At 57.0% G+C, this 13,225-nt stretch carries 10 protein-coding genes; 5 read left to right on the forward strand and 5 right to left on the reverse strand.

From position 1 onward, the window contains the following. Positions 1-19 precede the first annotated feature (19 nt). The 5 genes from QP868_RS08760 (at position 20) to QP868_RS08780 (ending at position 8,094) form a co-directional block, all read left to right on the forward strand. Entirely contained in the window at positions 20-1,435 is a 1,416-nt protein-coding gene (locus tag QP868_RS08760; protein ID WP_284926190.1) for a hypothetical protein, read from the forward strand. A gap of 318 nt (positions 1,436-1,753) precedes the next feature. After that, positions 1,754-3,922: an HNH endonuclease signature motif containing protein gene (locus QP868_RS08765; RefSeq protein ID WP_284926191.1), complete on the forward strand. Its 2,169-nt coding sequence runs from the start codon at positions 1,754-1,756 to the stop codon at positions 3,920-3,922. A gap of 236 nt (positions 3,923-4,158) precedes the next feature. Further along, positions 4,159-5,502: a hypothetical protein gene (locus tag QP868_RS08770; protein WP_284926192.1), complete on the forward strand. Its 1,344-nt coding sequence runs from the start codon at positions 4,159-4,161 to the stop codon at positions 5,500-5,502. A 211-nt stretch (positions 5,503-5,713) separates the two neighbouring features. Then, positions 5,714-7,315 (forward strand): DASS family sodium-coupled anion symporter, encoded by a 1,602-nt coding sequence (locus QP868_RS08775; RefSeq protein WP_284926193.1) that lies wholly within the window; start codon positions 5,714-5,716, stop codon positions 7,313-7,315. Positions 7,316-7,344: 29 nt separating this feature from the next. Further along, entirely contained in the window at positions 7,345-8,094 is a 750-nt protein-coding gene (locus QP868_RS08780; protein WP_284926194.1) for a maleylpyruvate isomerase family mycothiol-dependent enzyme, read from the forward strand. 15 nt (positions 8,095-8,109) lie between these two features. Here the strand turns inward: QP868_RS08780 and QP868_RS08785 are convergent, their stop codons facing one another. The 5 genes from QP868_RS08785 to QP868_RS08805 form a co-directional block, all read right to left on the reverse strand. After that, entirely contained in the window at positions 8,110-8,502 is a 393-nt protein-coding gene (locus QP868_RS08785; RefSeq protein ID WP_473964642.1) for a heat shock protein transcriptional repressor HspR, read from the reverse strand. 63 nt (positions 8,503-8,565) lie between these two features. Continuing rightward, entirely contained in the window at positions 8,566-9,585 is a 1,020-nt protein-coding gene (locus tag QP868_RS08790) for a DnaJ C-terminal domain-containing protein (protein ID WP_284926196.1), read from the reverse strand. 68 nt (positions 9,586-9,653) lie between these two features. Further along, a complete protein-coding gene (locus QP868_RS08795) occupies positions 9,654-10,352 on the reverse strand; it encodes a nucleotide exchange factor GrpE (protein WP_284926197.1) in 699 nt (232 codons plus the stop codon). Beyond that, positions 10,352-12,217 (reverse strand): molecular chaperone DnaK, encoded by a 1,866-nt coding sequence (dnaK, locus tag QP868_RS08800; protein ID WP_284926198.1) that lies wholly within the window; start codon positions 12,215-12,217, stop codon positions 10,352-10,354. The genes QP868_RS08795 and dnaK overlap by 1 nt, the downstream gene beginning before the upstream one ends. Positions 12,218-12,666: 449 nt before the next feature. Next, a complete protein-coding gene (locus QP868_RS08805) occupies positions 12,667-13,206 on the reverse strand; it encodes a peptidoglycan-binding protein (protein ID WP_284926199.1) in 540 nt (179 codons plus the stop codon). Positions 13,207-13,225 lie beyond the last annotated feature (19 nt).

Consider the following 13,225-nt stretch of genomic DNA (forward strand, 5'->3'; position numbering starts at 1 on the left):
GGACGATTGAAGGAAACTGATGAAAAAGCTCCTCCTTGCCCCAGCCGTTGCAGTCGTAGCTGGTTCAATTGCTTTCGCTGGCTCCGCTGCTTACGCAACACCAACTCCGGCACCTCCTACCGGTGAACCTAACACCTCTGAGACGCAGAAACCATCCGCCTCTGGAACGCAGGAACCATCCGCCTCCCCGACAGAGAAGGCCGCCTCGGACATCACTGTGGAAGGTAAAGACACCCTCACAGTGGCAGAGCTGGACAAAGGTGTCAGTTACAAGGTTACGGGCCTCAAGCCTGGCCAGAAGCTAACCGTGTATCTTGGCACTGCTCTTTCCGCTAATGCTGAAGGTAAAGCTACAGCGGACGAAAACGGTAACGCCACTGTCAGCATCAAGTCCATGTGCGGTGATGATGTCAGCCCAAAGGAGTGCTGGAACTACCCTGAACTCAGCCTGATGTTGCTTGTCGACGGCAAGTTTGTCAAGGACCACAAGGGCGTCCAAAAGATCAAGGTGAGCGATGCCTCTATCTCCGGGAAGCTCGACAAGGACAAGGTAACTGTCGAAGAACTCGCCAATAAGAAAGCGGCACCGGTTTACTCAGGTACCGGGCTGGAACCCAACAAAGAATACACGGCCAAGCTTTTCCCAAGCGAAGACAAGGACGGCATCGATCCTCTTGCCGAGATCACGTTCAAAGCTGACGACAAGGGAAACTTCAGCGTGCCTCTGGCAACAAGTGCTGAAGTTGCAAAGAAGGCAGTCGGCGAAATAGCTGTTTTGGTTTATGGCGTCGAAGACGGTATGCGCACTCTTCCAGTTGTGAACTTCACGGTGACTGAAGCACCAAAGGAAGAAGCACCTGGTGAGGAGGCTGCTGAGTACGGTCTGAAGGTTTCGCCTAAGGAAGTAACGCCTGCTGACTTTGTGAACAAGGACAAGGGTGTTCAGCTTGTTGTGACTGGGCTGAAGCCAAACGAGAAGTTCAACTACTCCGTGTCCAAGCAGGACGGCGGAAAGGTCGAAAACCTTTTCAAGGAAGTACAGGCAGACAAGAACGGTGTCTGGTCACACACTGTCTACGGAATTAAAGGTAGCAACGGACTCGACGGGTTCCTGGGAACCTACAAGGTCACCATTAAGAGCGAAGAAGGCGTCCTGACCGACTCCTTCAAGGTCACCAACACCCCTGGCAAGAAAGACGAAGCTAAGCCAGGCGACAAGGGTGGCGACAAAGACAAGGGTGACGGTAAGAACAAGGGCGAAGCTAAGGGCGGAGACAACAACTCCGGTAAGAGCAACAACGCCAAGGGCAACGACGGCAAGTCCTCGAACACCCTGCCACGCACCGGTATGGAACTCTCCGGCCTGATCGCCGGTGGAGCACTCCTCACCGTAGGTGCAGCAACCGTTCTGGTCACCCGCCGCCGCACCAAGTAAGGCACAACACTCGTCACACTACGAGTAGCGGCAACATGTGGGGTCTGAGCAATTGCTCAGACCCCACATTTTTTATGCCTACAAAACACTGAACCAGGAGCTCTACCGTACACACATTTTGAGCATTAACCCCTCTTCCCGTTCGCCCTTCTACCACCTCGGGACGCTGCCCGCTTCTGCCACCTAATTACGCAACGAAAGCAGTTATGCGCGACCATATTCGAACGTCAGTCGAAACTTGTTCACTTTTAATCAACAAAACCCTCGACTCTTCATTCGAACGCAAATAGAATGGATGCGTGAGGGGGGTGAGCAAAGATGCTCGACACTTATACCGACGCAGCCGAATACACATATAACTACCCAGGCGACGACATGTTTCTCGCACTTAAAGGTGTTGAGCGCGAAGCTCACTTCATGGCGATGCAACGTGCGGAAGCTTTAAGCGAAATACTCCTCGCCCATCTCTCCCCTCTAAGTCAGGACTCCACGGAACTGCGCGCAGTGTTTAACGCTGAACCTGGTGCCGCGCCAGCGATCACCGGCCAAGTTCCACATGAGTGGACTGATGGCGATTCGGGTCAGGAAGCTACATCTGGGCTTGAACGCAATAGTCAAACTTCCATTCACCTTGATGACACAGTGCCGTGTGTAGCAGTGCCTGGGCGCGGAACATTTGCAGTTAAGGCAATCGAAAAACTGGTGGAGACACTGCCGTCATCCACGATAGGCGCGCTGTCCGAAATTATGGATTGCACCGGGCCAAACGTGATAACACGAGCACGGAAAACCACAATAGCCACGCTTTTGATGCCCAAACTGTGGTCACTCGTGAAACAAGGTGTAGTGAGTTTCGACCGGCTCATGTACACCGTGAGCCGAGTCAGCTATACCAACGTGTGCATCCCTCATTTTGATGAGCTGCTGACCGCCAGGCGCGTCGATGTCACCTACAAGACATACCGGAAACATGTCAACGAGATTCTTGCGATGCTCACGTCACCGCAGTCCCGGAACGATGACGCCACACGAAACCGTACTGTCCAGTGCTGGGACAACGGCGACGGCACTTCCACGCTCAACGTCACGGGACCCACACTTCACGTTCAAGCGTTCTTTCAGCGGCTTCGAGGGTCTGCCAAAGCGATCAAATCCAACCACATCGACCCGTTCACCACGACCCTTGATGAAAAAGACCACAAGGTATTTTTTACACGCCCATCGAAGGGAAAGACCGAGGTGCGAGTGGGTGACCTTGGCAAGGTAGTGATAGACGAGGAGCGGCTGATGAACCAGCTGATGTTTGATTTGCTTCTCGGCTCCAAGCCTTCGACTACTGTGCGGGCACGGATCATTCCCACTCGCCAGCAGGCACCCACACGCGTTGAAACTGCCGAACGTACGGGCGATCGCGAAGGGGTAACCGAGCTTAGCAAGGTGCCCGTGTTTGAAGATCGGTGGGAAGCCAACCGGGCACAGAATGTGCACGAACTAGAGCTGTGCATTTCGATGCCCACTGACGAAGAGTGGTTGAAATCCCAAGCCAGCATCAACCTCACAGTTCCCCTGATCCACTTATGCAACGAGAAGCCGCCGGGCAAAGCCTCGTACCAAAGACTCAACACAGAAAGCCCGTCGGGCAAAGTCTCGTATCAAGGGCTCAGCAACGAAAGTCCGCCGGGCCAACAACAGACAGATAAGCAAACTGATGAGAATTTAACGGATGAAACCGTGCCTGATGAGCACGCACTTCAGCCAGCGCTTGAAGACCAGGTGCAGATTCCTGTAATGCTAAATAACCGCATCCCCATAGATCCGCAAACTGCAGACCAAGTGCTCCTGGACGCAACATGGCTGTACCGGATGTTCACTGACCCGCAAACCGGGGTGGTGCTCGAATCCACGCCCACCAAGTACCGGGTCACCGCACCACTGAAACGCACATTGGAAGCCAGATGGGTGGACTGCTCTGCGCCCTGGTGTCCGGTCCCAGCCAGAGTGTGCGAAAAAGACCACATCGAACCGTTCAATCACGCTAAGCCCACACAAGGCGGGCAGACCGTGCTCGAAAACCTGCATCCACTTTGCAAAAAGCACCATCAAGAGAAGACACAGAAACGAATAAACGTAACCAGACGAGAAGACGGTTCACTCGCCTGGGAGTTCCCAAGGATTGGCACCAGGCTTGTCTACCCTCCGGAATCACGAATCAACCAAGCACACTATGAGCAGCTCCTTGAACGCTTTGACACCGGGGACATCGACGCGAGCCATAGCATCGAGCAGTACCTTAAGGCGGAGCGCGAAGCTCGGGAACGCACAATTAACCCGGAGGCAGCGAAGCGGAGCGAACACGAGCAGGCGGAAAATAGGCACGGCAACAATGAGAAGCCCGATACGGGCACCGCGCAAGGGACTACGACAGCACCAGTAGACCCCTGGGCACCGCTCAACCAGCTGACAAACGACGACCCTCCACCGTTCTAAAGTCAAGACTTACTCGGCGCCAATTAGAGAGGACGTCCACCTCGGTTCGACAGCGAGTTGCGGGATTCACACGCGCGTCTCAGCAACAACAACCCCAGTCAATGTGACGCGTACAACAGCTGAAGATTCCCTGGAAATAGCGAAAAATGTGACGAACAAAACTTACAAATATTGTTTCGACTTCGGAAGAAAACCATAGTGGGTACTACACGCGAAAGAACTGTGGAAGGAATATTATGAAGAAAATTATCCTCGCCCCAGCCGTTGCAGTCGTAGCGGGATCCGTAGCGTTCGCTGGCCCTGCGGCAATCGCAGCCCCAGGCGCCACAAACCCCAGCGGCTCTGCTTCAGCTGCAGACGAGCCGGATGCGCCCAAGCCTGAATTTTCAGTTGGGAACAAGAAGAAGCAGGCCACCGACTTCCGCGACAACGGTCAAACCGTCAACTTCAAGAACCTGGAATCCGGCAAGAAGTATTCGTGGACGCTCACCAGCGACCACAACATTGAACACCCAGGCTCCTTCACCGCCAAAGACAGCGACGGGAACTTCACTGTCACACCTCCAAACCAGGACGGAGCGGCAGACGCCCTGATCGCTAACTACACCGTCACCGTCAAGGACGAAAACGGTGAGACCGTCGGCACCGCCACGTTCTCAGTAATCGGTGACGACGAGAACCCAGGTGACGATGACAACCCAGGCGACAACCCCGATGCACCAAAACCAGAACTGTCGGTTAAACACGACAAGGTGCACGCCACGCCGTTCCGCAACAACGGCCACGCCATCGAATACAGGAACCTGGAACCTGGCAAGAAGTACACCTGGAGCATCCACGGTGGCGAAGAAATCAGCTCCACCGGCACGTTTACCGCCGAAGAAGCCAACGGCACGTTCTACGTCGAAGTCCCTAGCGACACCGACGAAAGCGTCCTCCCAGGCGAATACACGGTGAAACTCGAGGATGAAAACGGCACCACCCTTGATTCCGTCACCAAGTTCACCGTAGTCGAAGACGGCGAAGACATCGACAATCCTGATGAAGGCAAAGACCGTTACCAGCTGTCGCTGGATCGCTACGAACTGACCGCAAAAGAGTTCCTCAACAAGGAAACCGGCGTTCAGATCGGCGTCGTGGGCCTCAAACCTAACGAGAAGTTCACCTACTCGGTCACCAAGGTTGACGGCGACGGCAAGGTCGAAGACTACGAAAACGAAGCAACCGCTGATGAAAAAGGTCGCTGGGGAACCACCCTTCACGGCGTCCAAAAGGGCCAAAGCATTGAGAGCTTCGTCGGCAAATACAAAGTCACCGTCAAGAGCGAACAAGGCGAACTCACCGACCACTTCACCGTCACCAGCGGCAAGAAGAACGACAACGACGATGACGCTGCACCCGGAGACAACGGTTCAGACAACGGTTCGGATAACGGCTCAGGATCCGGCAATGACTCCAACGCCGGCAACTCCTCCGACCTCCCCCGCACCGGTGTAGGACTCACTGGCCTGCTCGCTGGTGGGGCACTCCTCACCGTCGGCGCAGCAACCGTGCTGATCACCCGCCGTCGCGCAAAGTAAAACCGAGTAAAACAACGCAACAACTAAATACGGCACGCAAGAGGGCCGAGGCACGCAAAACAGCCTCGGCCCTCTTGTGTGCTTACTGCCACCCCTTGCCCACATTCCTAGAAACCCCCACCCACAATGTGACAATTCACGAAAATGTCACGCACGGGGCGTATCGTCGTCCGTGTCCGCAGGAACACCCGCACCCAAAGATTGGAACGCCATGGCCGAGCCAGCCAAAAGCTCACTTCGTAAAAAGGCTGAACAGCGCTCACAAGCCTCAGCTGAGGTAAAACGCGAAAAAGAAGCAGTCGCCCGCGCGAGCGCCGAAGAGTCCAACAAACACCCCGACGGCTTCCTCGCCCACCTCAACCTCAAACCCATCTGGTTCGCGGTTGCGTTCATCGCGCTATTCGGAATCCTGCTCATCCCCACCGGCGAAGGCCTCACCCTCGCCGGCAAACAAGCCCTGGCTATCCTGGCATTCGCCATCATCATGTGGGTCACCGAAGCTGTCAGCTACACGGTGTCCTCAATCCTGATCGTCGGCATCATCACGATCACCCTGTCATTCGCTCCTCCGCTCACCGGCGAAACCCCTGACGCCATGGGCACCACCGAATCCATCAAGCTCGCCCTCAGCGGATTCGCCAGCTCAGCCGTCGCCCTCGTCGCAGCCGCCCTCGCACTCGCCGCCGCGATGCAAGCCACCGGTCTGCACAAACGCCTCGCCCTCATCGTCCTCAAATTCGCCGGCGAAAAAACCAGTAACGTCCTCATCGGCGCCATCGCCATTTCCACCATCCTGGCGTTCTTCGTCCCCTCCGCCACCGCACGCGCCGGCGCAGTCGTCCCCATCCTCTTGGGCATGGTCGCCGCGTTTGGGCTGGCAACCAACTCCCGCCTCGGCGCGCTCCTCATCATCACCGCGGCACAAGCCGTCTCCGTGTGGAACGTGGGCATCAAAACCGCTGCCGCTCAAAACATCGTCGCCACCAACTTCATCGAATCCTCCATGAACCAACAGGTGTCCTGGGGTCAGTGGTTCATGTGGGCCGCTCCTTGGTCCGTCATGATGAGCATCGCCCTGTTCTTCATCATGCGGTGGGCCATCAAACCTGAAGTCGACCACATCGAAGGTGGCCGCGCCGTCATCGAACGCGACCTTAAAGAACTCGGACCCATTACAGGCAAAGAAATCCGCCTCATCATCGTGGCAGTCATCCTGCTCTTCTTGTGGGCCACCGAAAAGTCCCTCCACCCGTTCGACTCCGCCACGGTCACCATCGTGGCCATCGGCTTCCTGCTGCTACCCAAGGTTGGCGTGTTCTCGTGGAAGACCGCCGAAAAACTTATCAACTGGGGAACCCTCATCGTGTTCGCCGTGGGTATCTCACTGGGTAGCCTCCTCCTCAAAACCGGGGCCGCCGAATGGTTATCAGAAAAAACGTTCGGCGCACTGGGCATCACAAACATGCCCATGCTCGCCATGATCGCGATCGTCGGCCTGTTCACCATCCTGATCCACCTGGGCTTCGCCTCAGCGACCTCGCTCAGCTCCGCCCTCATCCCCGTGTTCATCGCCCTGGCACAGTCCGTACCAGGTGCAGCAAACGGCGGAATCGGCTTCGTCATCATCCAGCAGTTCCTCATCTGCTTCGGCTTCCTGCTCCCCATCTCCGCGCCACAAAACATGCTCGCGTACGGAACCGGCGCCTTCACAGCCAAGCAGTTCCTCAAAACAGGAATCCCCATCACCATCGTCGGCTACCTGCTGGTCCTGCTCCTTTCAGCGACCTACTGGAAGTGGATCGGCCTGGTGTGACTCCACCTCAACCCCACTAAGCTAAAACCATGCCACTACAAAAAGACCTCGACTTCCGCACCCTGGCCGAAGCCTTCTACCTTCAAACCCTCGACCAGCTCTCCAGGGCCAACCTGGACGAACCGTCGCTGCTACCTGACTGGTCGCGCAAACACGTGGCAGTGCACATGATGCACAACGCAGAAGGGTTCATGCGCCTCCTCCACTGGGCCCGCACCGGCGAGGAAACCCACATGTACCCCTCCCGTGAGGCCCGCGACAAAGCCATCGAAGATGACGTCGCCCTCCTGGAAAACGGGGACGTCATTACCATGTCGCACGAAGTCGCAGACGAACTTGCCAACGACCTCGGCACCATTCCCGCTGACCGCTGGGAAACCCAGGTCATCAGCGGACGTGGCGCCACCATCCCCGCCTCTGACATTCCGTGGTTGCGTGCCCGCGAGTGCTTTATCCACGCGCTTGACCTCAACATCGGGATGACTGCGCTGGACTTCCCCGCCGAGGTGACAGACCGGCTCCTGACCGACGTCACCTCGATCTGGGAGCAGCGGGGCGAGCCCGTGAACTATTTGCTTCGCTTCACCGACACTGGCGAAGACCTGCACATTTGCACCAGCGACATCGCGGACCAAGTCCAGGTGACGGGCCACAAAGCTGAGGTCCTCCAGCATCTGCTGGGCCGTGGCTGGCCGGTGTCCGGGCGGGACGACAACACAAAAGGAGGCGCGGGTGACTCGACTCCTCGAGATCTCCCCGCGCCCCCTCAGTGGCTGTAAGGTTCTAAGGCTTTACTACCGCCTGTGTACCAGGGTGGGACGGCCTGTACGTGCTGGCGGGAGCAGGGCTCCCGCAATCCGCGTCCGAGGTCGTTCCCCCTTGAGAATCGACACCACATCTCCCGCTGACCCGGCCGCAAAAACCCGGTCAACAGCGGCGACGCGTTGGCGTGCGGCTTCCATTTTCTCTTCCATAGCCCGGAGTTGTCGGCGGGCTTCGTCGACTTCCTCTTTCAGTTCGAGGATGCGCTTAATGCCCGCCAGGTTAATCCCTTCCTCCTGGCTCAGACTTTGGATGAGTCGCAGTTTGGCGACGTCGTCAGCGGAGTAGCGACGACCTCGGCCGGCAGTCCGTTCAGGGGTCACCAAGCCAAGCCGGTCATATTGGCGCAGCGTCTGTGGGTGCATCCCGGCAAGGTCCGCTGCCACCGATATGACATACACTGCTGCGCTTGAACTAATCACGACGCATCAGCTCCGGCTTGCTTTGGCTGCGAGTCCCTCGCGTGGGTCCTCGCCTTCAGTGGCTTTAGCAAAGGCCTCGACTGCTGCTTTCGCGTCCGCATTCAGGTTGCGTGGCACCGCGATCTCGATGGTGACCAGCAAGTCACCGGTCTGCTTACCGTTGATCCCCTTGCCACGGACACGCAGAACCCGCCCAGACGGTGTCCCGGCAGGCACGCGCATGCGCACAGAACCGCCGCCCAAGGTTGGAACGTCAACCGTCGCACCCAGAGCCGCTTCCGCGAACGTCACCGGCAAGTTCATTCGCAGGTTGTTCCCGTCGCGGGTGAACACGGGGTGCTTGTCAACGTGAACCGTGAGGATCACGTCACCGTTAGGGCCACCGTTGCTTCCTGGTTTACCTTTGCCTGCCAAACGAACCTTCTGCCCGTCGCTTACCCCCACCGGGGTGCGCACCGTGAGCGGTTTGCCGCCTGGCATCGTCAGTTTCACCGTGGCACCTTCGGCTGCTTCTTTAAACGACAAACGCGTTGAAGCTTTGAAGTCACCACCCTTCTGCGGGCCAAATCCTCCACCGGAGAATCCACCTGGCGAGTACCCGCCAGTGGAGAAACCTCCCGGCGAGTATCCGCCAAAGTTCCCGAAGATGTCGCCCAAGTCCGGCCCACCTGACCCACCAGTGCCACGGGTAGTGTAACCGCCACCGGTGTTAAACAGTCCGGAGAAAATATCTTCGAAGCCCTGGCCGGAGCCACCGGATCCGGCGCTGAAGCGTGCGCCGGACCCCATGGCCCGAACCTGGTCGTACTGCTTCCGAGTTTCCGGGTCCGACAGCACCTGATTGGCAGCACTGACGTCCTTGAACTTCTCTTCCGCAACTTTGTCGCCCGGGTTGGCATCCGGGTGATACTTGCGGGCCAGCTTGCGGTAGGCCTTCTTTATGTCCGAGGCGGAGGCGTCCTTAGAGACCCCCAGGGTTGCGTAGTAATCCTTTTCAAACCATTCATTCTGAGGTCCCGAGTTCATCTGGCACCTCCTTCCTTCTTACATATGCACATTCGTGGTGAGTACCCTGCGATGTCGACACACCAGTCTTACTCTGCGGGTACGTGCACTCCCACGCGTGCGGCCTTGAGGACTCGTTCGCCCATCCGGTATCCCGGCTGCATGACCAGGAATACTGTGGGTTCTTCGACTTCCTCGCTTGGTTGTTGCATGAGCGCTTCGTGAACGTTCGGATCGAACACTTCACCGACTTCGCCGTACTGCTCAATGCCCAGCTTGTTCAGGGCCTCGAACAGCCGATCGACGTGCTTTGCGAACGGTCCTTCAACGTCGCCGGCTTCGCGTGCCAGGCGAACTTCGTCCAGGATCGGCATGAGCGCTTCGGTCACCTTGACCATTCCGTTTTCGTGGGCGCGTTCACGCTCACGTTCGGAACGGCGACGGTACGCCGCGTATTCGGCGTTCAGTCGCTGCAAATCCTCGAGGTGTTGCGCAGCGTCCGCTGATACTTCCCCAGCCTCGCTGTCGCCCAACGCCGAGGCGTCCTCGGGGATTTCCACCCCGAGGTCGCTCGCGTCTGCCTCTGGTTCCCCAGCTGCGGGCTGCCCAGCTTCAGTGGGCTCAGCCGCTGCCGGTTCCTCAGCGTCCTGCTCCCCCGCTGCCGGTTGCTGCGCGTCCTTTGGAGCGCGCACTTCACCGGTTTCGGGGTCCACACGGCGTTTGTCGGTAAACGAGAAGCCCTGTTCAGCAGGCTCCCCAGCGCTGTCGAACGGTTTCTCGGTGGACATTACTTGTTCTCCTCGTCCTCATCGATGACTTCAGCGTCTACCACGTCGTCGTCTGCATCTGAAGAGCCAGCCGATCCAGCAGCAGCGTCGGCACCTGCAGCACCGTCAGCAGACTGCTGTGCGTAGAGAGCTTCACCCAGCTTGGTCTGCGAAGTCTGGAGCTTCTCCAGAGCCTTCTCAACAGCTGCGTCGTCGTCGCCCTTCAGCGCTTCCTTCAGTTCGTCAACGTCGGCCTGAACTTCCTTCTTCACGTCTTCAGGAAGCTTGTCGTCGTTGTCCTTGATGAGCTTGTCAGTCTGGTAAGCCATGTTTTCAGCAACGTTGCGCTTGTCTGCTGCTTCACGACGCTTCTTGTCTTCTTCGGCGTGCTCTTCAGCTTCGCGCACCATGCGTTCGATGTCTTCTTCAGGAATAGCCGAACCACCGGTGATGGTCATGGACTGTTCCTTACCAGTGCCCTTGTCCTTTGCGGACACGTGGACAATACCGTTGGCGTCGATGTCGAACGACACCTCAATCTGTGGCATGCCACGTGGTGCAGGTGCAATTCCGGTCAGCTCAAAGGTTCCCAATGGCTTGTTGTCGCGCGTGAACTCACGTTCACCCTGGAACACCTGGATCGAAACCGAAGGCTGGTTGTCTTCAGCCGTGGTGAAGGTTTCCGACTTCTTGGTTGGGATCGGGGTGTTGCGCTCAATGAGCTTGGTCATCACTCCACCCTTGGTTTCCAGACCCAGGGACAGTGGGGTGACGTCGATGAGCAGAACGTCCTTACGTTCACCCTTGAGCACACCAGCCTGAACTGCTGCACCGATCGCTACGACCTCGTCTGGGTTCACACCCTTGTTAGGTTCGCGACCACCGGTGAGTTCCTTAACAACTTCAGCAACAGCTGGCATACGGGTCGAACCACCAACCAGCACAACGTGGTCGATGTCCTTAACGTCCACACCAGCGTCACGGATGACTGCCTGGAAAGGAGTCTTGGTGCGCTCGAGCAGGTCGTGTGTCAGCTCTTCGAACTTGGCGCGGGAAAGGCTTTCGTCCAAGTGGATTGGGCCGTTATCGCTCATGGACAGGTACTGCAGGCTGATGTTGGTGCTGGTTGCGCTGGACAGTTCCTTCTTGGCCTGCTCAGCCGCTTCCTTCAGACGCTGCATGGCTGAAGAGTCCTTGGTTGGGTCTACGCCGTAACCGTTCTTGACCTTTTCAACCAGCCAGTCAACGATCGCCTGGTCCCAGTCGTCACCACCCAGTTTGTTGTCACCCGAGGTGGCACGCACCTGAATCGTGGAGAAGTCATCATCGTCCTTGCCAACTTCCAGCAGCGACACGTCGAAAGTACCGCCACCGAGGTCGAACACCAGGATGAGTTCGTCTTCCTTGCCGCGTTCCAGACCGTATGCCAGTGCTGCAGCGGTTGGTTCGTTGATGATGCGCAGAACGTTAAGACCAGCAATCTGACCTGCGTCCTTGGTTGCCTGACGCTGCGAGTCGTTGAAATATGCGGGAACAGTGATCACTGCGTCGGTGACTTCTTCCTGCAGGTACTCTTCAGCGTCGTGCTTGAGCTTCTGTAGAATACGAGCCGAAATTTCTGGGGCAGTGAGCTTCTTGCCGTCCAGTTCGGTGGTCCAGTCGGTTCCCATGTGGCGCTTAACAGAAGCAACCGTGTTCTTCACGTTCATGACTGCCTGGCGCTTAGCGATTTCACCAACAAGCGAGTCACCGTTCTTGTTCACAGCTACAACCGATGGGGTGGTGCGTCCACCTTCAGCGTTAGCAATAACCTTGGGCTCTCCACCTTCCAGGACAGCCACTACTGAGTTAGTTGTACCGAGGTCGATACCAACTGCGCGTGCCATAAAATCATTCCTCCTCAGAGTTGAGTGCTTTTGACTCAAGCCTTAAACCTTCGACCTGACATGTCAAACCACATATCAGGAAACTTGCGTTCACTAGACTCAACTTTGAAGGTGGAACTTTTATTCCGCGGCTCAAAAACTTTTCTTTGCGCACATGGCTAGCATGAGAGGCAAAGAACCGTTTACCCACCACAGCTCGAAACACTGTGTTGACTAACTACCACTTTTGTTCGTTTTGTTCACGTTTTCGGCCATAAAACGGCTAGTTACCCAACACATCGCACGAAAAACCTCTCACTTGTGGTGGGTAACTGCATTAGGCCATCACCCGTAAACGAAAAATCTCAGTACATCGAGTGAACGATGACCCGACACATCAACACCCCAAAACACAAAACAAGCGGCCCCGCGCAACACTCTGCGCAGGGCCGCCCGCCTTTAACCAAAGACTAGAAGTGCTGGTTAAGAAGTTCGTCAGCCTGACCTTCCCACTTGGCGTAAGCGTCAGGGAAGGCAGAAACCTGAACGGCCTGAGCGGCGTCACCCGGCGCCATCTGTTCCCAACCCTGGATCTGAAGGAGACCGTTTGGGGACACCTCGGGGTTCACTCCGTAGAACGACTTGGCAGCGAACACTGGGTCCTGAACCTGCTCAGGGGTTCCCCACCCTGCCGACGGGCGCTGCTGGAACAGACCCAAGGAGTCACGGTCACCGTAGTTGACGTTGATGAGGTTGGACTCCTGTGATGCAGTCATGAGAGCAATCTTGATGCCCTGGCGGCTAATGCCGTTGTCCTTACCCACCTGAATGATGGTCTTTGCGTTCTCAACCTGCTCTGGGCTGAGATCAGCAGCGGCAACAGCCTGCGCGTCGGGGAAAGCTGGCTTGGTGCCTTCGGTTGCCATAGCTGGGCCCGTTGCCAGGACACCTGCAGCGAGAATTCCGGTTGCAATAGCGGTGCTCGTTGTGATGCGGGTAATTGTCTTCACGATGTTCGCTCCTGTCATG

The organism is Brevibacterium sp. UMB1308A (assembly GCF_030230605.1).
Classification (GTDB): Bacteria; Actinomycetota; Actinomycetes; order Actinomycetales; family Brevibacteriaceae; genus Brevibacterium.